General features: G+C 67.0%; 20 protein-coding genes and 1 pseudogene. 15 read left to right on the top strand and 6 right to left on the bottom strand.

Going from position 1 to position 21,600, the window contains the following annotated elements; all coding sequences use genetic code 11:
• Positions 1-34: 34 nt before the first annotated feature.
• The gene (locus JYG37_RS16180; protein ID WP_213345587.1) at positions 35-997 is read left to right on the top strand and encodes an alpha/beta hydrolase; all 963 of its coding nucleotides are present in this window, start codon (positions 35-37) and stop codon (positions 995-997) included.
• On the opposite strand, the gene JYG37_RS16175 is transcribed toward JYG37_RS16180, so the two are convergent.
• Positions 967-1,809: an EcsC family protein gene (locus tag JYG37_RS16175; protein ID WP_124557572.1), complete on the bottom strand. Its 843-nt coding sequence runs from the start codon at positions 1,807-1,809 to the stop codon at positions 967-969. The genes JYG37_RS16180 and JYG37_RS16175 overlap by 31 nt on opposite strands.
• A 107-nt stretch (positions 1,810-1,916) precedes the next feature.
• Between JYG37_RS16175 and JYG37_RS16170 the strand changes: the two genes are divergently transcribed.
• Together JYG37_RS16170 and JYG37_RS16165 are read left to right on the top strand one after the other, a co-directional pair.
• A complete protein-coding gene (locus tag JYG37_RS16170) occupies positions 1,917-3,512 on the top strand; it encodes an MDR family MFS transporter (RefSeq protein ID WP_213345585.1) in 1,596 nt (531 codons plus the stop codon).
• A gap of 54 nt (positions 3,513-3,566) precedes the next feature.
• Entirely contained in the window at positions 3,567-4,013 is a 447-nt protein-coding gene (locus JYG37_RS16165) for a MarR family winged helix-turn-helix transcriptional regulator (protein ID WP_124557571.1), read from the top strand.
• A 138-nt stretch (positions 4,014-4,151) separates the two neighbouring features.
• Here JYG37_RS16165 and JYG37_RS16160 read toward each other — a convergent pair whose 3' ends face one another.
• Together JYG37_RS16160 and JYG37_RS16155 are read right to left on the bottom strand one after the other, a co-directional pair.
• The gene (locus JYG37_RS16160; RefSeq protein ID WP_059580784.1) at positions 4,152-4,733 is read right to left on the bottom strand and encodes a DJ-1/PfpI family protein; all 582 of its coding nucleotides are present in this window, start codon (positions 4,731-4,733) and stop codon (positions 4,152-4,154) included.
• 156 nt (positions 4,734-4,889) lie between these two features.
• Positions 4,890-6,170, bottom strand: coding sequence for an amino acid deaminase (locus JYG37_RS16155; protein ID WP_213345583.1), 1,281 nt, complete (start codon positions 6,168-6,170; stop codon positions 4,890-4,892).
• 118 nt (positions 6,171-6,288) lie between these two features.
• Between JYG37_RS16155 and JYG37_RS16150 the strand changes: the two genes are divergently transcribed.
• The 3 genes from JYG37_RS16150 to JYG37_RS16140 all read left to right on the top strand — a co-directional run bounded on the left by JYG37_RS16150 (position 6,289) and on the right by JYG37_RS16140 (position 9,173).
• A complete protein-coding gene (locus tag JYG37_RS16150) occupies positions 6,289-7,227 on the top strand; it encodes a MurR/RpiR family transcriptional regulator (RefSeq protein WP_213345582.1) in 939 nt (312 codons plus the stop codon).
• Between the two features lie 2 nt (positions 7,228-7,229).
• On the top strand, positions 7,230-8,711 hold the full coding sequence (locus tag JYG37_RS16145) for an N-acyl-D-amino-acid deacylase family protein (RefSeq protein ID WP_213345580.1): 1,482 nt from the start codon (positions 7,230-7,232) through the stop codon (positions 8,709-8,711).
• Positions 8,712-8,786: 75 nt separating this feature from the next.
• The gene (locus JYG37_RS16140) at positions 8,787-9,173 is read left to right on the top strand and encodes a RidA family protein (RefSeq protein WP_124453562.1); all 387 of its coding nucleotides are present in this window, start codon (positions 8,787-8,789) and stop codon (positions 9,171-9,173) included.
• Positions 9,174-9,355: 182 nt separating this feature from the next.
• Here the strand turns inward: JYG37_RS16140 and JYG37_RS34785 are convergent, their stop codons facing one another.
• Entirely contained in the window at positions 9,356-9,649 is a 294-nt protein-coding gene (locus JYG37_RS34785) for a hypothetical protein (protein ID WP_249746047.1), read from the bottom strand.
• On the opposite strand from JYG37_RS34785, the gene JYG37_RS16135 reads away from it, so the two are divergent.
• From JYG37_RS16135 to JYG37_RS16125, 3 genes and pseudogenes are all read left to right on the top strand, one after another.
• Entirely contained in the window at positions 9,533-9,895 is a 363-nt protein-coding gene (locus tag JYG37_RS16135) for a DUF1493 family protein (RefSeq protein WP_249746044.1), read from the top strand. The genes JYG37_RS34785 and JYG37_RS16135 overlap by 117 nt on opposite strands.
• Positions 9,896-10,093: 198 nt before the next feature.
• Positions 10,094-10,516 (top strand): annotated as a pseudogene (locus JYG37_RS16130) (peptidoglycan recognition protein family protein); the annotation flags it as partial.
• Entirely contained in the window at positions 10,510-10,947 is a 438-nt protein-coding gene (locus tag JYG37_RS16125) for a hypothetical protein (RefSeq protein WP_124681288.1), read from the top strand. The pseudogene JYG37_RS16130 and the gene JYG37_RS16125, both read left to right, overlap by 7 nt.
• Before the next feature lie 63 nt (positions 10,948-11,010).
• Here JYG37_RS16125 and queF read toward each other — a convergent pair whose 3' ends face one another.
• On the bottom strand, positions 11,011-11,841 hold the full coding sequence (queF, locus tag JYG37_RS16120; protein WP_213345579.1) for an NADPH-dependent 7-cyano-7-deazaguanine reductase QueF: 831 nt from the start codon (positions 11,839-11,841) through the stop codon (positions 11,011-11,013).
• An 11-nt stretch (positions 11,842-11,852) separates the two neighbouring features.
• Positions 11,853-13,376, bottom strand: coding sequence for a threonine ammonia-lyase, biosynthetic (ilvA, locus tag JYG37_RS16115; RefSeq protein WP_050016647.1), 1,524 nt, complete (start codon positions 13,374-13,376; stop codon positions 11,853-11,855).
• 597 nt (positions 13,377-13,973) lie between these two features.
• Between ilvA and JYG37_RS16110 the strand changes: the two genes are divergently transcribed.
• The 6 genes from JYG37_RS16110 (at position 13,974) to JYG37_RS16085 (ending at position 21,590) form a co-directional block, all read left to right on the top strand.
• Positions 13,974-17,999: a DUF3683 domain-containing protein gene (locus tag JYG37_RS16110; RefSeq protein WP_089488808.1), complete on the top strand. Its 4,026-nt coding sequence runs from the start codon at positions 13,974-13,976 to the stop codon at positions 17,997-17,999.
• Positions 18,000-18,085: 86 nt separating this feature from the next.
• On the top strand, positions 18,086-18,529 hold the full coding sequence (locus JYG37_RS16105) for an HIT family protein (RefSeq protein ID WP_011546191.1): 444 nt from the start codon (positions 18,086-18,088) through the stop codon (positions 18,527-18,529).
• Positions 18,526-18,939, top strand: a complete 414-nt coding sequence (locus JYG37_RS16100) for a gamma-butyrobetaine hydroxylase family protein (protein WP_050014701.1) — start codon at positions 18,526-18,528, stop codon at positions 18,937-18,939. Before JYG37_RS16105 ends, JYG37_RS16100 begins: the two co-directional genes overlap by 4 nt.
• Positions 18,940-18,991: 52 nt before the next feature.
• The gene (gene ubiE / locus JYG37_RS16095; protein WP_006477837.1) at positions 18,992-19,723 is read left to right on the top strand and encodes a bifunctional demethylmenaquinone methyltransferase/2-methoxy-6-polyprenyl-1,4-benzoquinol methylase UbiE; all 732 of its coding nucleotides are present in this window, start codon (positions 18,992-18,994) and stop codon (positions 19,721-19,723) included.
• A gap of 41 nt (positions 19,724-19,764) precedes the next feature.
• Positions 19,765-20,799: a Tim44 domain-containing protein gene (locus JYG37_RS16090; protein WP_050014698.1), complete on the top strand. Its 1,035-nt coding sequence runs from the start codon at positions 19,765-19,767 to the stop codon at positions 20,797-20,799.
• Between the two features lie 164 nt (positions 20,800-20,963).
• Positions 20,964-21,590 carry a ubiquinone biosynthesis accessory factor UbiJ gene (locus tag JYG37_RS16085; protein ID WP_027806086.1) on the top strand — a complete coding sequence of 209 codons (627 nt, stop codon included), beginning with the start codon at positions 20,964-20,966 and terminating at the stop codon, positions 21,588-21,590.
• Positions 21,591-21,600 lie beyond the last annotated feature (10 nt).

The following is a 21,600-nucleotide window of genomic DNA, read 5'->3' as shown; positions in this document are numbered from 1 at the left end:
ACCATCGTCACATTGCGATGACGGAGTGCGTCCGATGAGTTGGCAAAGCAAGTTCGCCTGCTGGCTGCTGCGCTGGCAGTTTCGTCCGGAAACCACGCGCGAGGTGCTCGACCCCGCGCGTGCCCGGCGCTTTACCGACCTGCGGATGATCGTGCCGCGCCGGGCGCCGTCGGGCTACCGGCTGCGCCAGTGTTATGGCCCGGGCGACGCGCCGCTGCGCGGCGAATGGCTCGAGCGCACCGACTCGAGCGCGGCGCGCGGGCCAGGCCGCACGCTGCTGTATTTCCATGGCGGCGGCTACTACTTCTGTTCGACGAAAACCCACCGCCCGCTGGTGTTCGGGCTGACGAAGCGCGCGGGCGTGCGTTCTTTCTCGCTCGACTACCGGCTCGCGCCCGAAAACCGCTTCCCGGCCGCGCTCGACGATGCGCTCGCCGCGTACCGGCAACTGCTGGCGCTCGGCACGCCGCCCGAGTCGATCGTGTTCGGCGGCGATTCCGCGGGCGGCGGCCTCGCGCTCGCGACGCTCGTCGCGCTGCGCGATCGCGGCGAGCCGCTGCCGGCCGGCGCGATCCTGTTCTCGCCGTGGACGGACCTGGCCGGCACCGGCGACACGATGCGCAGCAACGACGGCCGCGACCCGATGTTCGCGGCCGCCGCGCTGCCGAAGGCCGCGAAGCTGTATCTCGGCGACGCGCCGGCGACGCATCCGTACGCGTCGCCGCTCCATGCGGACTTCGCGGGCTTGCCGCCGCTATACATCCAGGTCGGCAGCACCGAAGTGCTGCTCGACGATTCGCGCCGCGTCGCCGACAAGGCGAAGGCGGCCGGCGTTCAGGTGGAAATCGAGGTGTGGCCCGACATGCCGCACGTGTGGCAGCTGTACGCGCCGATGGTGCCGGAAGCGCGCGATGCGCTCGACCGCGCGGCCGCGTTCATGCGCCGCGTCGCGGTCGCGCGCGCGGTTCAGCGTGCGGGCGAGGCGTCGATCGTCTGATAGGCGGCCTTGACGGCCACCGAACCGTACTTGCGTTCGAGCCGGCGCACGGTGAAGTGGCCGTGCGCCATCTGCTGGAAGTGGTCGATGAACAGCGTGTTGACGGTCGCGCCGAGCACGGCGCCGATCGCCGGGATCGACTTCGCGGCCATCTGCTCGGTCACCTGCACCGAGAAGCGCGACGCCACCGTCTGCACGAGCTTGAACACGGCCGCCGAGCTGTGCGCGGCGATGCCTTTGGCCGTGATGTCCGACGACGCCTTCGAGATCGCCTGCGCGAGCGCGCCGCGCAGCACGAAATAGCCGAGATCGGCGTCCTCCTCCTGCTTGTCCGGGTTGCCGCCCATGCCGAGCACGGCCAGGCATTGCAGCTGCGTATCGACCGACGTCAGGTCCTCGCCTTCGCTGCGTGCGATGTCGCATACCGAGCGGAAGATCAGCGTGGTCGTCACCGGCAGCTCGACCGGCAGCGCGAGAAAGCCGAACGCGCCGCCCGCCGCGCCGGTCGTCGCGACCGCGAGCTTGTGCAGCAGGTTGCTCGGCTTCTCGGGTTCGGCGTCCGGCGCCTGCGGCTTGCCGAGCGTGCGCAGCGCGATGTTCAGGCACTTGCGCAGCGCGAGTTGCGTCGCATCGTTGATCTTGCCGGTCGCGAAGTCCGGCAGCCGCGCGATCATTTTCTCGACCGGCGCGCCGAGCACGCCCGTCAGCTTCATCGTCAGCGACGGGCTTTCCAGCACCTGCTTCGCGCGCCGCAGCGCGTCCCGGTCCTCCGGCGACAGCGTCGCGGCGGGGGAAATTGAAATCGGTTCCATCTCTCTCCTTGGCGTGAACGGGCCCTGAACCCATCGCCAGCCTAGATTACTCCGGCGTGCTAGAATTTTGAGATTATTTGACCCGGCAAAAGTTGCATCGACAAAAAATGGCCGTCCACACTGCCGCCCACCATTCGAGCGGGCAAGTCCTGCCGTTCCGCGAATCGCTGCTCGCGATGATCGGGATCTCGTTCGTCACCATGCTGGTCGCGCTGGACCAGACGGTCGTCGGCACCGCACTGCCGACCATCGTCGCCGAACTCCGCGGCTTCGACCTGTATGCGTGGGTCGCGACCTCGTATCTGCTCAGTTCCGTGATCACGGTGCCGATCTTCGGCCGGCTCGGCGACTATTACGGCCGCAAGCCGTTCGTGATCGCGTCGATCGTCGTGTTCACCGGCGCGTCGGTGCTGTGCGGGATGGCCAACGACATGCTGTCCCTCGTGCTCGCGCGCGGGCTGCAGGGAATCGGCGGCGGGATGCTGGTCGGCACCGCGTTCGCGTGCATTCCCGATCTGTTCCCCGATTCCGTCGTGCGGCTGCGCTGGCAGGTGCTGATGAGCTCGGCGTTCGGCATCGCGAACGCGGTCGGCCCGTCGCTCGGCGGCTTCCTGACCCAGTCGTTCGGCTGGCGTTCGGTGTTCTACGTGAACCTGCCGATCGGCATCTTGTCGTTGATCTTCGTGTGGCGCTACCTGCCGCATCTGCGCCACGTCGAGCATGATCGCAAGATGCGGCTCGACTGGCCGGGCGCGCTCCTGATCGCGCTGTCGCTCGGTGCGCTGCAGCTGTTCGTCGAATGGCTGCCGAAGTACGGCGTCGCGAGCTGGGCGTCGCTGCTGCTCGTCGTCGCGGTCGCGGCGGGCGTCGGCCTGTGGCACTGGGAGAAGCGCTGCGCGCAGCCGATTCTGCCGTTCGACATGTTCGGCAACCGCGCGCTGTCCGCGCTGTTCGTGCTCGCGATCCTCGCCGGTTTCTCGATGTTCTCGCTGCTGTTCTACGCGCCGCTGCTGTTCCAGGGCGGCTTCGGGATGTCGCCGAAGGAGGCGGGGCTCGTGATCACGCCGCTCGTCGTGTTCATCACGATCGGCAGCATCATGAACGGTCGCGTCATCACGCGCATTCGCAACCCGAACACGATGCTGCACGTCGGCTTCGTGCTGTTCGCGCTCGCGTGCGCGGGCATCGTCGCGTCCACCCACGCGACGCCGGCCTGGATGCTGATGGCGCTGATGGTCGCGGGCGGCATCGGGCTTGGCTTCGTGCTGCCGAACCTGACCGTGTTCGCACAGCAGACGGCCGGCCGCGAGCATCTCGGCATCGCGACGGCGCTCTTGCAATCGTTGCGGATGGTCGGCGGGATGCTGGGCACCGCGCTCACCGGCACGCTCGTCAATCAGATGTATTCGGGCGGCGTGCGCAATGCGCTGTCGGCCGACCAGGCGATGCAGTGGCACGCGCGGCTCGCCGATCCGCAGATCCTGATCGATCGCGCGGCGCAGGGCGGTCTCGTCGCGGAGTTGACGCGTGCCGGGCATAATGGCGCGCTGCTGCTGGAAGCGGCCCGCGAATCGCTGGTCGGCGCGATTCACCTGGGCGTCGCGATGGCGGCGGTCGTCGCCGTGGTGTCGGTGTGGCAGTGCCGTCGCGTGCCGCCGATCGCGCTGCGGCGCAAGATCGAACCGCACGTCGCGGCCGATTGACCGATCGGGCGAGCGATTCGACGACTCAACGATTCACCGGAACGAAATCAGCGCATGGAAGAACAGGACCGCGTCGCGATCTTGCAGCAATTCGGACGCACGTATCGCGCCTTCATGACCGCGTTCGAGGCGCACGTCGGGCAGCCGATGCCGCGCTGGCGCATCATGGTCGCGCTGCACACGATGGACGGGCATGCGTCGCAGAAGAAGCTCGTCGAGGTGCTGCGCATCGATCCGGGCGCGCTCACGCGCCAGTTGAAGTCGCTCGACGCGCTCGGCTGGATCGAGCGCGAATCGGACGCGCGCGACAACCGCGTGACCAACGTCACGCTGACGGACGCAGGGCGCGCCGCGTTCGACGCATGCCTGCCGCGCCGCAAGGCGTTTCTCGAACAGACGATGGCGCAGCTGCCGGACGACGTGCTGAATGCGCTGTCGGGCGCGCTCGCGATGCTGGAGTCGCGGATCGCGGACGTCGGATCGACGCCGGCGTCTCCCTGAAGGGTAGGCAGGGAAGCCGCAACAAGCATCGGGAGGCGGCACGAAAGGCGCGCGCCCCGGCGATCGTGGCCGGCGCGGCAAGCGGGTCGAACGTGCCCGCCGCCGGCCGGCTTTTCACTTCAACTCATCTCACGTCGTTTACAGCTCGATGCGCGTGCCGAGCAACGCGAGGAACTGCGCGAGCCACGCCGGATGCGCGGGCCACGCGGGCGCGGTGACGAACGGCGCGTCGGTGACGGCCGCGTCGACCGGGATGTCCGCGTATTCGCCGCCCGCGAGCTTCACCTCCGGCGCGCAGGCCGGGTACGCCGAAATGCGCTTGCCGCGGATCACGTCGGCGGCCGCGAGCAGTTGCGCCGCGTGGCAGATCGCCGCGATCGGCTTGCCGGCTTCGGCGAACGCGCGCACGAGCGAAATCACCTTCGGATCGAGTCGCAGGTATTCGGGCGCACGGCCGCCCGCGATCGCGAGCGCGTCGTAGCGCGCCGCATCGACGTCGTCGAACGCCGCGTTCAGCGTGAAGTTGTGGCCGGGCTTCTCGGTGTAGGTCTGGTCGCCTTCGAAATCGTGGATCGCAGTCTTGATCTTGTCGCCCGCGCGCTTGCCCGGGCAGACTGCATCGACGTGGTGGCCGACGGCCTGCAGCGCCTGGAACGGCACCATCGTTTCGTAGTCTTCGGCGAAATCGCCGGTCAGGAACAGGATCTTCTTCGCGGCCATGGCTTTCTCCAGTGAAGCAGCGTTGAAGGCCCGGTCGCGCCGTGCATGACGGCCGCGACGGGCCCCGAGGACGAAAGCGCAGTGTACTCCGGCCGATTGAAGCGCGCGTGACGGCCGCCGCGCGCGCGCGGCGGGGCGGCAGCGCCGCGGCGTGCGTCAGAAGAAGGTTTCGACGACTTCCGTCACGCGGAACTGCGGATCGAGCACGAGCACCTGGCGCCACTTGTCGAACGTCAGGCACGGGTGCGAGATGTCGAACGCGACCATGTCGCCGACCTTCACGTCCGCGCCCGGCGGGATCTGCAGGTACGCGTGCTGGTCCATCATCCCGGTGACGGCCCAGCCTTCGGCGGCGGCGACGTCGCGCGGCGCGGTGTCGCGGCCCGGCCGGAAGTGGCGCGCCGGTTCGGGCAGGCCCGCGTCGAACGCCGCATCGCGCTTGCCGAGCGCGACGATCGCGCGGTCGGCTTCCGGCACCGACTGCACGTACGCCCACAGCTGCAGCGCCGGCAGCAGCCCTTCGCCCATCGAGCGGGCGATCGGGTTGCGCGCGAACACGTCGGTCTGCGCTTTCTTGTAGATGCCGACGTCGTGCGTCAGGTAGCAGCCCGGACGCAGCACGACTTCCGCGAAGCCCGCGTCGGATGCCTTCCTGAATTCTTCCGCGACCACGTCGTACCACGCCGAACCGGCGCCGGACAGGATCGCCGGCGTGCGCGCGAAGCGGCCGGCTTCGGCCAGCTCGCGCGTGAGCGCGACCGCCTGCTGCAGGAACGCGCGGATCTCGCCTTCCTCTTTCAGCACGCCTTCATAGAGTTCGATGCCGGCCAGCTTCAGCGTGTCCGGATAGCGCGCGATCGCGGCCAGCACGGCATCGCGCTGCGCGGCGTCGCGCACGCCGGCGCGGCCGCCCGGCACGCCAAGCTCGATCAGCACGTTCAGCGATTTCTTCGCGTCGCCGAAGAAGCGGCCGAGCTGGTCGACGCTCTCCGCGGAATCGACCAGACAGAAGAACTCGAAATCGGGATCGGACAGCAGCCCCGCGATGATCGTCATGTTCTGGCGGCCGACCAGCTGGTTCGCGAGCAGCACGCGCCGCACGCCGCCGTGATACGCGGCCTGCGTCTGGTGCGCGGTCGCGAGCGTGATGCCCCACGCGCCGGCGTCGAGCTGGCGGCGGAACAGTTGCGGCGCCATCGTCGTCTTGCCGTGCGGCGCGAACTTGACGCCGTATTGCTGCACGAACGCCTGCATCCAGTTCAGGTTGTGCTCGACGCGATCCTCGTAAAGCACGGCGGCCGGCAGGCTGACGTCTTCCGCGAGCAGGTTCCATTCGAGCCGGCTCGCGTCGCCGAGCGGCACGCTCGCGCTCGGCACATTGCCCAGGCCCTTGCCGAACGGATCGATCGTCGCTTCCTGATAGTTTGTAACTTTCATGTCATCCCGCTCCATCATCACTATGCATTGCACTGAAGTTGACATGCAGATGGTACAGAAAGTAGCATCGGCGCGGTGATGTTATTTAATAACATCGAGTTCCGCACCCTTTCCGTCGATGAACGCGCCCGCTTCCCCGTCCGCTCCGCTTGCCTCCGAGTCTCATCCCGCGCTGGCCGCCCCGCCGGTCCTCGACATCGTCGCGCGGATCGCCGAGTGCGCGCCCGAGCTGCGCGAAGCCGAGCGCAAGGTCGCCGCGTTCATCCTCGCCGATCTGGCGCGCGCCGCGCATGCGAGCATCGGCGCGCTCGCGCGGGATGCGGAGGTCAGCGTCGCGACGGTCACGCGCTTCGCGAAGGCCGTCGGCTGCCGCGACGTGCGCGAACTGAAGGTGCTCGTCGCGCAGGCGGCGGCCGTCGGCCAGCGCTTCCTGGTGCCGTCCGACGACGCGCCGGCCGACGACGCGAGCCCCGCATCGATGGTCTACGACGAGATTCGCGTCGCGCTCGCGCACAACCACCAGCTGCTGCGCAACACGTCGTTCGACGCGGCGGCCGACCTGCTCGCCGGCGCGAAGATGACCTACGTGTACGGGCAGGGCGGCGGCTCGACCGCGCTGGCCGACGAGCTGCGCTTCCGGCTCGTGCGTTTCGGCCGGCCGGTCGCGAGCTACCAGGACAGCCTGCTGCAGCGGATGGTGGCCGCGACGCTGTCGGGCGACACCGTCGTCGTCGCGTTGTCGGTGAGCGGGCGCGTGCCCGAGCTGCTCGAAAGCTGCCGGCTCGCGAAGCGCTACGGCGCGAAGCTGATCGCGATCACCGCGCCGGCGTCGCCGCTCGCGAAGCTCGCCGACCACCTGATTCCCGTCGTCGCGTTCGAAACCGATTTCATCTACAAGCCGTCGACCTCGCGCTACGCGATGATGATGGCGATCGACGTGCTCGTCACCGGCGTCGCATTGCGGCTCGGCGATGCGGGCCGGGAATCGCTGCGCCGCATCAAACACGCGCTCGATGCGCACCGCGGCGGCGGCGACCGTCAACCGGTAGGAGACTGACCATGCATTCGCATCCCGAAGCGGCCGATACGCTGATCGTCGGCGCGCAACTGTACGACGGCACCGGCGCGCCGCCCGTCACGCGCGACGTCGCGATCCGCAACGGCCTGATCGCGGCGATCGGCAACCTGTCGAACTGGCTCGCCGAGAACGTCGTCGACGCGAACGGCCGTGCGCTCGCGCCGGGTTTCGTCGACGTGCACACGCACGACGACACGCACGTGATCCGCGCGCCGGAGATGATCCCGAAGATCTCGCAGGGCGTGACGACCGTGATCGTCGGCAACTGCGGGATCAGCGCATCGCCGGTGACGCTTGCCGGCGATCCGCCCGACCCGATGAACCTGCTCGGCGAGCGCGGTGCGTTCCGGTACCCGACCTTCGCCGCTTACGTCGCGGCCGTGAACGACGCGCGTCCGGCCGTGAACGTCGCGGCGCTCGTCGGCCATACGGCGCTGCGCAACAACCAGATGGACCGCCTCGACCGCGCGGCGACCGACGGCGAGATCGCCGGCATGCGCGCGCAGCTCGAGGAGGCGCTCGCGAACGGCGCGCTCGGCCTGTCGTCGGGCCTCGCGTACGGCTCCGCGTTCGCGGCGCCGGCCGAAGAAGTGATGGCGCTCGCCGAGCCGCTCGCCCAAGCCGGCGCGCTGTACACGACGCACATGCGCACCGAGTTCGACGCGATCCTCGACGCGATGGACGAGGCCTATCGCGTCGGCCGCCACGCGCAGGTGCCGGTCGTGATCTCGCACCTGAAGTGCGCAGGCCCGTCGAACTGGGGGCGCAGCACCGAGGTGCTCGCGTCGCTCGAAGGCGCGCGCCGCTACCAGCCGGTCGGCTGCGACTGCTATCCGTACAGCCGCAGTTCGTCGACGCTCGACCTGAAGCAGGTGACGGGCGACATCGACATCACGATCACGTGGTCCGAGCCGCACCCGGAAGTCGCGGGCAAGCTGCTGAAGGCGATCGCGGCCGACTGGGGCGTGACCGAGCAGGAAGCCGCGCAGCGCATTCGGCCCGCGGGTGCCGTATACCACAACATGTCCGAGGACGACGTGCGCCGGATCCTGTCGCATCCGGCGACGATGGTCGGCTCCGACGGCCTGCCGAACGATCCGCTGCCGCACCCGCGGCTGTGGGGCGCGTTCCCGCGCGTGCTCGGCCATTACGTACGCGAGACCAACTTGCTGCCGCTCGAGGAGGCGATCCGCAAGATGACGTCGCTGTCCGCGCGCCGCTACGGGATCGCGAAGCGCGGCGAAGTGCATGTCGGCTACCACGCGGATCTCGTGCTGTTCGATCCGGCGAGCGTGATGGACGCGGCGACGTTCGAGAAGCCGCAACAGCCCGCGCACGGGATCGACGCGGTGTGGGTGAACGGCGTGCTGACCTACGAAAACGGCCAGCCGACCGGCGAGCGCGCCGGCGGTTTCGTCGCGCGCGGCGAGCGCGTGCCGGCGAGTGCCGACGCCGCGTTCTGAACGCGGTGGTGGTCCGATCTGCCGCGCGCGCCGTCGTCGGTGCGCGCATCCGTAACCGAAACAAGGAGTGAAACGATGAAGCGATATGGCGTAGGCGAAGCGAAGGGCACGGGCGGCCAGGTGATGCCGTTTGCACGCGCGGTCGAAGCCGACGGCTGGCTGTACGTGTCGGGCCAGACGCCGATGGTGAACGGCGAGGTCGTCGAAGGCGGGATCGTCACGCAGTCGAAGCAGACGATCGAGAACGTGATCGCGATCCTGAAGGAAGCCGGCTACGGCCTCGAGCACGTCGTGCGCTGCGGCGTGTGGCTCGACGACGCGCGCGATTTCGCGTCGTTCAACAAGGTGTTCGTGTCGTACTTCGGCGAGAACCCGCCGGCGCGGGCCTGCGTGCAGTCGAGCATGGTCATCGACTGCAAGGTCGAGGTCGATTGCATCGCTTACAAGGCGCCGGTGAAGTAACGCGGCGAGGGCGGAAGCTGTACAACAAGGCCGGTGCATTGACGTGCACCGGCCTTGTTGCATTTGAGGCAGTCGATGCGCGGGCGAGCGGGCGGGCGAGGGCGTTCAAATACAACTCGGCTGAAGTAGGTATGGGCGGCACCGAAACTTTGCATTGTGTGACGAAGTTTTTCCGACGGGCCTCAACGTGACACGCCTGTCTGAGCCGGCGGCGACAGCAAGCCGCGGATGCATGGCGCGATTCGCCGGCTACAACCGCCTTTCAATCCAGAGGGCAAGGTGTTTTGATGGAAAACGTGCGTCGGGATGAGATCGAGGTCTTCGTCAGAGTAGAGGTAGGGCTTGGCAAATCGACGCCATTGTTCGTCGCCACGAGGCTTTGGGAGGATCTTGGCCAGACCGGCGACGAAGCAGACGATTTCATGGGTCGGTTTTTCGAGCGTTTTTCCGTCGATACCGGCGACTTCGATTTTCACCGGTATTTCCTGATGGAGGGCGAAGGGGCCTCTATTCGTTGTTCCGCCGATGGGTGCTCCGAAAACCGCACGCTCTCGAACGGGAATCGATCACGCTGGCGATGCTGTACCGCGCAGCGGTTGAACGGAAATGGGATGCGCGGCAACTCACCGAGCTATCGTGAAGAGTCGAGTGAGCAGGTGCGCATGACTTCCGGAGAACTGAACGTAAGCGATAGGCGGAAAGCTCAAGGCGATATGCCGTAATCAAACCGGAGGGTATTGGATGTTGTCGCTTGATTCCAGCGGGATGGTTGTGACTCCGCGCGTAGTACGGGCCAGAAAAATCCAAATTGAGCGCGGTGCGATGCAGAGGATTAGTGGGATTGTCGTCCATCAAACAGGTGGTTCAACTGCGGCTTCCGCGCTCAGCAGCTATCAGATGCGTCGGCCACTGGCGCGCATTTTCTGATTGAAAAAGATGGAACGATTTATCAGACGGCATCTTTGAAGAAAATGACTTGGCATGTTGGTCGGATCAAGGCGCGCTGTGTTGCCGAAATGCGTTGCACGCCCGTCGAACTGGAGCAACTTCGCCGTTTTGACCCGCGTGGGGAAGACCGGCGGGAGATGCGCAAGGCGGTCCCGGACCGTTACCCTTCCAATACGGACAGCATTGGCGTGGAATTGGTCGGTGAAGCTCTGCCACTCAATGAGCCCAACCCTGATCGACGAACCTACGTCGCGGCGCCGGAAGCTCAGAACGATTCGTTGCGATGGCTCGTCCACGCCCTTTCGGTAACGCTACGTGTGCCGGTGACAGAGGTTTTTCGTCACCCGGTAGTATCGCGGAAGAACCGGACGGAGGCGGCGAGAGTGCAATGGTGATTCGGATCGCAGTTTTGATGTTGGCGCTCGCACTCAGCCACAGTGTGGCTGCGGGCACGCTGTCCAATAGGGTATCGCCTGGCGGCGCGGTACCGGCTGTTGTGCCGGAGTCAGTCGAAATCGTCAGGAACGGTGCATGGTCGGCTGACATCAGCGGGGACGAAACGGCGGATATGTGTCGTACGTTCGTTCTTCGGCGTGCGGATGTCAGCGCATTTTTCAAGCGTGCGGACCGCGTAACAGAACGGGCATACAGCCATGACCTGGACGCCGCGCGTTGCTATGCCGAAGGCGAAGCGCGTCTGGCGGGTGGTGGCGCGGCGAAATGGAGGATAGACCAGGCAAGGCGAGGCTTCATTTCCATGCACGATGGTCGAACAATCTACCTGTATTGTCCGAAGTGCCGGGCCGACGTATTCGCACCGAATTAGAGAAGCGCGCTTTCCGCAAGCGGGCAGTGTTGGCGGACCGAAAATGTCCGCCAACCCACTCATTTACTGCCGTGCCGTCCGCGCATTATCCGGCATCGGCTGGTTGTAATTCGTGCGGAACGGGTTGATGTCGAGCCCGCCGCGACGCGTGTAACGCGCATACACCGCCAACTTCACCGGTTTGCACGCATGCAGGATGTCGAGGAAGATCCGCTCGACGCATTGCTCGTGAAAGCCCGTGTGATTGCGGAACGAGATGATGTAGCGCAGCAGGCCCGCATGGTCGATTTGCGGCCCGACGTAATGGATCTGCACGCTGCCCCAGTCGGGCTGCCCCGTGACCGGGCAGTTCGAGCGCAGCAGGTCGGACACGAGCGTCTCTTCGACCGGCGCTTCGTTCTCGCCGTCGGCTGCCGACAGCAGCGACGGATCGGGCTCGTACACGTCGGTGTCGAGGTCGAGCCGGTCGAGCGACAGCCCGTCGAGCTCGTCCATCTCCAGCTTGCCGAAATCGTGCGGCGACACGAGCTGCACCGACACGCTCGCGCCGCACGCGGCCGACACGTCGCGCTTGAGCACGTCGCGCACCGAGTCGACCGAGTCGAACTTCGACTGCGCGAACGAACCGAGATACAGCTTGAACGACTTCGATTCGACGATGTTCGGCGATTCGGCCGGCACGTAGAACGTCGCGACCGCGATCTGCGGCTTGCCGCGCGCGTTGAGCCACGACAGCTCGTACGCGTTCCAGATGTCGGTGCCGAAGAACGGCAGCGCCGACGTGATGCCGAGCTGCTCGCGCGCGCCGGCGCGCGGGATCGGGAACAGCAGCGACGCGTCGTACTGGGCGGCGTAGACGGTGGCCTTGCCGAGCGGGGAATGTTCGGGATTCATGCGTGACGCCTTTACGACAGGAAGAGGCGGTAAGCCGGGTTGGCGCTCTCCTCGACATACGGATAGCCGAGCGCCGCGAGGAAGCGTTCGAATTCGGCACGATCGGCCTGCGGCACCTGCAGCCCGACGAGGATCGAGCTGTAGTCCGCGCCCTGGTTGCGGTAGTGGAACAGGCTGATGTTCCAGTCCGGCGCCATCGACGACAGGAACTTCATCAGCGCGCCCGGCCGTTCCGGGAATTCGAAGCGGAACAGGCGCTCGTCGAGCGCGAGCGGCGAGCGGCCGCCGACCATGTAGCGGATGTGTTCCTTCGACAGCTCGTCGTGCGTCAGGTCGACGCTCTTGAAGCCGTGCGACTCGAAGTTCGCGGCGATCTCCGCCGATTCGCCGCGGCGCCTGATCTGCACGCCGACGAAGATGTGCGCGGATTGCGCATCGGCGATCCGGTAGTTGAACTCGGTGACGTTGCGATCGCCGACGAGCGAGCAGAAGCGCTTGAAGCTGCCGCGTTCCTCGGGGATCGTGACCGCGAACACCGCTTCGCGCGCCTCGCCGACCTCCGCGCGCTCGGCGACGAAGCGCATCCGGTCGAAATTCATGTTCGCGCCGGACGTGACCGCGACGAGCGTCTGGTTTTCGATGCCTTCGCGTTCCGCGTACAGCTTCGCCCCCGCGACCGCGAGCGCGCCGGACGGCTCGAGCACGCTGCGCGTGTCCTGGAACACGTCCTTGATCGCCGCGCATAGCGCGTCGGTGTTGACCGTCACGACGCCGTCGAGGAATTCGCGGCACAGCCGGAAGGTTTCCTCGCCGACGAGCTTCACCGCGGTGCCGTCCGCGAACAGGCCGACTTCGCTCAGCTCGATGCGCTCGCCCGCGTCCAGCGACTGCGCCATCGCGCACGAATCCTCGGCCTGCACGCCGATCACCTTGATCTCCGGGCGCACCGCCTTCACGTACGCGGCGACGCCGGACGCGAGCCCGCCGCCGCCGATCGGCACGAAGATCGCGTGGATCGGACCCTGGTGCTGACGCAGGATCTCCATCGCGATCGTGCCTTGGCCGGCGATCACGTACGGATCGTCGAACGGGTGGACGAACGTGAGGTCGCGCTCCTGCTGGACCTTGACCGCGTGCGCGTACGCATCGCTGTACGATTCGCCCGCCTGGATCACCTCGACGCTCGGGCCGCCGTGCGCGCGCACCGCGTCGACCTTCACCTGCGGCGTCGTGACCGGGACGACGATCACGGCCTTGACGCCCATCCGGGCCGCCGAGAATGCGACGCCCTGCGCGTGGTTGCCGGCCGACGCCGTAATCACGCCGCGCGCGAGCGCGTCCGTCGGAATGTGCGCCATCTTGTTGTACGCGCCGCGCAGCTTGAACGAGAACACCGGCTGGTTGTCCTCGCGCTTCAGGTAAACGGCGTTGCGCAGCCGGGCCGACAGGTTGCGGGCCGGTTCGAGTTCCGTCTCGATCGCGACGTCGTAGACGCGCGCGGTGAGGATTTTCTTCAGGTAATCGTGGGATGCCATGGGCGCTCGCGTGCAGTGCGGATGCAGACGGTAAAGGGTCAATGATAGCGCCAAGGGTCCGCCCGCACGCAAGCGGCATGCCGGGCGGGCGGCTGCGGGCGGCCGTGTGTGCGTGCAGGCAGCGGATGCGCGCCGCCGGGCGCAGCATTTTGCCGGCGCTCTTTACCGTTTAACCGCATGGTTACCGACCGGACGGACGGCGAATGGTCGGACGAAACCGCGCCGAAGCCCGCCCGGCGCGGCTCGCGGCGATAGCCCCACGACCTGTCCGGCGTGTCACGGGCTGCCCGATCATGGGTTAGAATTCCGTTTTGAATCAAGGATTCGGAAGATGCAGAGGCACCCACGGATCGCACCGTTGAAGCCGACGCCGCGCGCAGCCAGCCCCGCGGCCGAACGGCATGCGCGCCGCGCGCGATCGTGCTGATGGTCCCGAGTGCCGCCAGGCCCTGTCGCCGGCCAGGAGGGGCGAGTCGCCCGCTCCGGCCCCATGAAGGACAGCCGCGCGCCTGGTAACAGAACAGATTTCCCCAAGATTGCGCCCACGCGCTTGCCGACGCCCGTGCACGGGATATCGGCCCTCCGAGTCGTCCGAACATGAACGCACCACAAGTTTTCGATCCGCATGGCGCGGCCGCCGCCGTCGCCGCCGACCCCGCGCCCCGCTTGCGCGAGATTCCCTACAACTACACGTCCTTCTCGGATCGCGAGATCGTGATCCGCCTGCTCGGCGAAGAGGCGTGGGCGGTGCTCGACGAACTGCGCGCCGAGCGCCGCACGGGCCGCTCGGCACGGATGCTGTATGAAGTGCTCGGCGACATCTGGGTCGTGCGCCGCAACCCCTATTTGCAGGACGACCTGCTCGACAACCCGAAACGCCGCGCGCTGCTGATCGAGGCGCTGAACCACCGCCTGACCGAGATCGGCAAGCGCCGCAGCGCCGATCTCACCGCGCACCGCGACGACGCCGGCCGCGAACGCGCGTCGCGCGTCGAGATGCTCGAAACCGCCGCGCAGCGCGCGGTCGACGAATTCGCCGACGAATTCGACAAGATGGCCGAGCTGCGCCGCCGCGCGACCAAGGCGCTCGGCCGCTGCACGCAGAAGAACAACATCCGCTTCGACGGGCTGTCGCGCGTGTCGCACGTGACGGACGCGACCGACTGGCGCGTCGAATACCCGTTCGTCGTGCTGACGCCGGACACCGAAGCCGAGATCGCCGCGCTGATCAAGGCGTGCTTCGAGCTCGGCCTGACCGTGATCCCGCGCGGCGGCGGCACCGGCTACACGGGCGGCGCGGTGCCGCTCACGCCGTTCTCCGCGGTGATCAACACCGAGAAGCTCGAACAGCTCGGCGCGGTCGAACTGACCGAGCTGCCGGGCGTCGCGCACAAGGTGCCGACGATCTTCTCCGGCGCGGGCGTCGTCACGCGCCGCGTGACCGAGGCGGCCGAAGCGGCCGGCTACGTGTTCGCGGTCGATCCGACCTCGCTCGACGCGTCGTGCATCGGCGGCAACGTCGCGATGAACGCGGGCGGCAAGAAGGCCGTGCTGTGGGGCACCGCGCTGGACAACCTCGCGTGGTGGCGAATGGTCGACCCGGACGGCAACTGGCTCGAAGTCACGCGCCACGAGCACAACCAGGGCAAGATCCACGACATCGCGGTCGCGCGCTTCGAGCTGAAGTGGTTCGACGGCGCATACGCGCCCGGCGAGAAGCTGCTCAAGACCGAGATGCTCGAGATCGAGGGTCGCCGGTTCCGCAAGGAAGGGCTCGGCAAGGACGTGACCGACAAGTTCCTCGCCGGCCTGCCGGGCGTGCAGAAGGAAGGCTGCGACGGGCTCATCACGTCCGCGCGCTGGGTGCTGCACAAGATGCCCGCGCATACGCGCACCGTCTGCCTCGAATTCTTCGGCCAGGCGCGCGAGGCGATCCCGAGCATCGTCGAGATCAAGGACTACCTGTTCGAGACGTCGAAGCAGGGCGGCGCGATCCTCGCGGGCCTCGAGCACCTCGACGAGCGCTACCTGCGCGCGGTCGGCTACGCGACCAAGAGCAAGCGCAACGCGTTCCCGAAGATGGTGCTGATCGGCGACATCGTCGGCGACGACGCCGATGCGGTCGCGCAGGCGACGTCCGAAGTGATCCGGATGGCGAACGGCAAGAGCGGCGAAGGCTTCGTCGCGGTCAGCGCGGAGGCGCGCAAGCGCTTCTGGCTCGACCGCAGCCGCACGGCCGCGATCGCGAAGCACACGAACGCGTTCAAGATCAACGAGGACGTCGTGATCCCGCTGAACCGGATGGGCGAGTACACCGACGGCATCGAGCGGATCAACATCGAGCTGTCGCTGAAGAACAAGCTGCAGCTGGTCGACGCGCTCGAGGCGTTCTTCAAGGGCGGCAACCTGCCGCTCGGCAAGACCGACGACGCGAACGAGATCCCGAGCGCCGAGCTGCTGGAAGACCGCGTGCAGCAGGCGCTGGAGCTGCTCAAGCGCGTGCGCGCGCGCTGGGAATTCGTGCGCGACCGGCTCGACCAGCCGCTGCGCGAGGCGCAGCACTACCTGGTGCAGCTCGGTTACGAGGCGCTCGCCGAGAAGTTCGCCGATCGCGCGGACGCGCAGCCGGGCGCGACCGTGTTCCACGTCACGCAGGATCGCACGGTCCGCATCTCGTGGAAGCAGGAGATCCGCGCGGAGCTGCGCGCGATCTTCAACGGCGGCGCGTTCAAGCCGATCCTCGACGAAGCGCAGGCGATCCACAAGCGCGTGCTGCGCGGCCGCGTGTTCGTCGCGCTGCACATGCATGCGGGCGACGGCAACGTCCACACCAACATCCCGGTCAACTCCGACAACTACGAGATGCTGCAGGACGCGCACGCGTCGGTGGCCCGCATCATGACGCTGGCGCGTTCGCTCGACGGCGTGATCTCCGGCGAACACGGGATCGGCATCACGAAGCTCGAGTTCCTGACCGACGACGAGATCGCCGAATTCCGCGCGTACAAGCAGCGCGTCGACCCGAACGGCCGTTTCAACAAGGGCAAGCTGCTCGACGGCGCCGATCTGCGCAACGCATACACGCCCAGCTTCGGGCTGATGGGCTACGAGTCGCTGATCATGCAGCAGTCCGACATCGGCGCGATCGCCGATTCGGTGAAGGACTGCCTGCGCTGCGGCAAGTGCAAGCCGGTGTGCGCGACCCACGTGCCGCGCGCGAACCTGCTGTACAGCCCGCGCAACAAGATCCTCGCGACGTCGCTGCTGGTCGAGGCGTTTCTGTACGAGGAGCAGACGCGCCGCGGCGTGTCGATCAAGCACTGGGACGAGTTCAACGACGTGGCCGACCACTGCACGGTGTGCCACAAGTGCGCGACGCCGTGCCCGGTGAAGATCGACTTCGGCGACGTGACGATGAACATGCGCAACCTGTTGCGCAAGATGGGCAAGAAGAAGTTCAACGCGGGCAACGCGGCGGGGATGTTCTTCCTGAACGCGACCAATCCGCAGACGATCAACCTCGCGCGCGGCGTGATGATGGGGGTGGGCTACAAGGTGCAGCGCTTCGCGAACGACATGCTGAAGAAGGTCGTGACGAAGCAGACGCAGCACCCGCCGGCGACGACGGGCAAGCCGCCGGCGGTCGAGCAGGTGATCCACTTCGTGAACAAGAAGATGCCGGGCAACCTGCCGAAGAAGACGGCGCGGGCGCTGCTGGACATCGAGGACAACAAGATCGTGCCGATCATCCGCAACCCGAAGTCGACGACCGTCGATTCGGAAGCGGTGTTCTACTTCCCGGGCTGCGGCTCCGAACGGCTGTTCTCGCAGGTGGGGCTGGCCACGCAGGCGATGCTGTGGGAAGCGGGCGTGCAGACGGTGCTGCCGCCGGGCTACCTGTGCTGCGGCTATCCGCAGCGCGGCTCGGGGCAGTACGACAAGGCCGAGAAGATCGTCACGGACAACCGCGTGCTGTTCCACCGGGTGGCGAACACGCTGAACTATCTGGACATCAAGACGGTGGTGGTGTCGTGCGGCACGTGCTACGACCAGCTGGCGGGGTATGAATTCGACAAGATCTTCCCGGGGTGCCGGATCATCGACATCCACGAGTTCCTGCTCGAGAAGGGGATGAAGCTCGACGGGGTGACGGGCACGCGCTACATGTATCACGACCCGTGCCATACGCCGATCAAGACGATCGACCCGGTGAAGCTCGTCAACGAGCTGATGGGCGCGGAGAAGGACGGCTACAGGATCGAGAAGAACGATCGCTGCTGCGGGGAGTCGGGCACGCTGGCGGTCACGCGGCCGGACGTGTCGACGCAGGTGCGCTTCCGCAAGGAAGAGGAGATCCGCAAGGGCGCGGCGAAGCTGCGTGCGATTCCGGTGGTGGCGGGCGATGCGCCGGCGCCGGCCGCCGCGGGCGCGAACGGCCCGGACGTGAAGATCCTGACGAGCTGCCCGTCGTGCCTGCAGGGGCTGTCGCGCTACAACGAGGACGCGAACCTGGAGGCCGACTACATCGTGGTGGAAATCGCGCGCCAGGTGCTCGGCGAGAACTGGATGGCCGATTATGTCGCACGGGCGAACCATGGCGGGATCGAGCGCGTGCTGGTCTAATGCGGGCATGACGACCGCCCGGCGGGACTAGGATGAGAGCGGGCGCCGGCGCTGATGTGCCGGCGCCCGTCCACATGGGAGCGACGATGGAATGCGTGTTTTGCCGTGAAGACGGCGGCGAGGTGCTCTGGCAGGACGATGCGCTGCGCGTCGTGCTGGCCACCGGCGAGCACGACTACCCGGGCTTCTGCCGGGTGATCTGGGGTGCGCACGTGGCCGAGTTCTCCGATCTCGGCGAGCCCGAGCGGGCACATCTGATGCGCGTGGTCTACGCGGTCGAGCGGGCCGTGCGCCGCGTGATGCAGCCGAACAAGGTGAATCTCGCGAGCCTCGGCAACATGGTGCCGCACGTGCACTGGCACGTGATTCCGCGCTTTTCCAACGATGCCCATTTCCCGCAGCCCGTGTGGGCGCCGCGCCAGCGCAGCGTGTCCGAGGCGCTGCTGCGCTCGCGCGCGGCGCAGGCCTCGCTGCTGCACAATGCGGTGCGCGAGGAAATTCAACGCATGACCGATTCGAGGCAAGCATGAGCGGTTTGACTTCCACGACGCCGATTCCGTCCGGCGTCGTCGTGCACGCGGTGTCGCGCGTGCTCGAATTGCAGTACCCGAACGGCGAGAGTTACCGGATTCCGTTCGAGCTGATGCGCGTCTATTCGCCGTCGGCCGAGGTGCGCGGCCACGGGCCCGGCCAGGAGACGTTGCAGACCGGCAAGCGCGAAGTGACGATCACCGCGCTCGAGGGCGTCGGCAACTACGCGCTGCAGCCGACGTTCTCCGACGGCCATTCGACCGGCATCTACTCGTGGGACCTGCTGTACGAACTGGCGACGCAGCAGGACGCGCTGTGGCGCGACTATTTCGACAAACTGAAGGCGGCGGGCGTCGAGCGCGACGCGCCGATGCCGGCAGCCGCAGCGCCGCACGGCCACTGCCACTGAAATCGACGGCGCCCGCTCGGCGCCGTCTTGCCATTTACTGAGGATCAACGCGATGAGCAAAACCCACTTCGGCTTCGAAAGCGTCGAGGAAAACGAAAAAGCGAAGAAAGTGGCGGGCGTGTTTCATTCGGTCGCGAGCAATTACGATCTGATGAACGACCTGATGTCGGCGGGCATGCACCGCGCGTGGAAGGCGTTCACGATCGCGCAGGCGAACGTGCGCCCCGGCTTCAAGGTGCTCGACATCGCGGCCGGCACCGGCGACTTGACCAAGTCGTTCGCGAAGGCGGCCGGGCCGACGGGCGAGGTCTGGCATACCGACATCAACGAATCGATGCTGCGCGTCGGCCGCGACCGGCTGCTCGACAAGGGCGTCGTGACGCCGTCGCTGTTGTGCGACGCCGAGAAAATTCCGTTTCCGGACAACTACTTCGACGTGGTCACGGTCGCGTTCGGGCTGCGCAACATGACGCACAAGGATGCCGCGCTCGCCGAGATGCGCCGCGTGACGAAGCCCGGCGGCCGCGTGATGGTGCTGGAATTCTCGAAAGTCTGGGATCCGCTGAAAAAAGCGTACGACCTGTATTCTTTCAAAGTATTACCGTGGCTTGGCGACAAGTTCGCGAAAGATGCTGAAAGTTATCGGTATCTTGCTGAATCTATCCGGATGCACCCCGATCAGGACACGCTGAAGACGATGATGGAACAAGCGGGCCTCGATGCCGTCAAATATTACAATTTGTCAGGTGGCGTGGTAGCTTTACACCTAGGGACCAAGTACTAAGGGGTTCTTTCCCTACATTCGTCTTACATTCGGAGAAGCTGATGTCTGAATCGCGTTCGTTGTTCAACCGTAGCAAGCCGTCGAAGCCGTGGGCTCGACGGGTCGGCACGCTGCTGATGGTCGGCCTGCTCACGGCCGGCACGTTCGCATCGCTCGACGCCGAAGCGAAGCGCATGGGCGGCGGGCGCAGCATCGGCCGCCAGAGCTCCACCGTCACGCAGCGCCAGGCCACGCCGCCCGCGCAGCAGCCGATGCAGCAGGCCGCGCCGTCGCAGGCGCAGCGTACGAACCCGGCCGCGCCCACGCCGGCCGCGCAGCCCAACCGCTCGCGCTGGCTCGGGCCGATCGCCGGTCTCGCGGCCGGTCTCGGCATCGCGGCGCTGCTGTCGCACTTCGGCCTCGGCGGCGCGTTCGCGAGCATGATGGCGAACGTCATCGTGATCGCGTTGCTCGCGATGGTCGGCATCTGGCTGGTCCGCAAGTTCATGAACCGCCGTCGCCCGCAGGAGCCGGCGTATTCGGTCGGCGGCGCATCGTCGTCGTCGGGCGGCTATTCGCAAAGCCCCTCGTTCCAGCAGGGCAACACCGGCGGCAACTACGCGGGCAGCGGCAGCAGCTATGCCAATGAAGCGCAGGGCGTGTTCGGCGGCGGTGCGGCGGCCGCCGGCGCGGCAGGCGCGATGGCGGCTGCGCCGCTTCAAGTGCCGGCCGGCTTCGACACCGAAGCGTTTCTGCGCAGCGCGAAAGTCTATTTCGTGCGCCTGCAGGCCGCGTGGGACCAGGGCAACCTGGCCGACATCCGCGAGTTCACGACGCCCGAAATGTTCGCCGAGATCAAGATCGACCTCGATTCGCGCGGCAACGACGCGAACCAGACCGACGTCGTGCAGCTCGACGCGGAACTGGTCGCGATCGAGGATCGCGGCATCGAGCAGTCGGCGAGCGTGCGCTTCCATGGCCTGATCCGCGAATCGGCGAATACGTCGGCCGCACCGTTCGACGAGGTGTGGAACCTGTCGAAGTCGGGCAGTCAGGGCTGGCTGCTCGCGGGTATCCAGCAGATCAACACGCACTGAGCGTGGCCGGCGGCCCGCGCCGCCGGGCACCCGGGCGACGGCCGCCGCACTGCGACCGCTTGCCGCCCGGGTGTACGGTCAGGCACGGTCTGCCATCGATCCGACGTTACAATAGAAACCCGCGTGGGCGCCCGGCCTGCGCGGGTTTTTTCTTTCCCAGCCCGATGACCTTTGCCGCCAAGCCTTTTGCTGCTGCCGTCAATCACCTGCTCGCGCGCGAATCGTGGGCGCGCGACCGCCTGATTCCCTATGCGGGCAAGACTGCCCGGATCGACGTGCCTCCCGTCACGCTCACGCTGCTGGTGCAGCCCGACGGCTATCTGTCGGCTGTCGACGCACACGATGCGCAACAGGTCGACGTGTCGATCGCGCTCGCCGGCGATACGGTCGCCGCGTTCCTGCAGGGCGGCCAGGCGGCCGTGATGAAGCACGTGAAGATCGAGGGCGACGCGGAATTCGCGACGCAGATCGCGAAGCTGGCCGAGCATCTGCGCTGGGAACCGGAAGAAGATCTCGCGAAGCTGGTCGGCGACGCGGCGGCGTACCGGATCGCGACGGTCGTGCGCGATGCCGGCGCGCGCGCGCGCCGCACCGGACGCAACGTGCTCGACTCCGTCGCCGAATACTGGCTCGACGAGAACCCGCAAGTCGTCCGGCGCGCGTCGCTCGGCGGCTTCGACGCCGAACTGGCGCGCGCACGCGATGCGCTCGCGCGGGTCGAAAAGCGGGTCGAGCGACTCGAACAAAAAATCGGCGCGCGCACGGGTTCCAGCCCGCGCGGCGCGCACTGAGGGCCGCAGG

This window comes from Burkholderia sp. LAS2, assembly GCF_018417615.1.
Taxonomy (GTDB): Bacteria; Pseudomonadota; Gammaproteobacteria; order Burkholderiales; family Burkholderiaceae; genus Burkholderia; species Burkholderia sola.
Note: the sequence above shows the minus strand (reverse complement) of the source record. Positions and strands in the feature narration are given on the sequence as shown.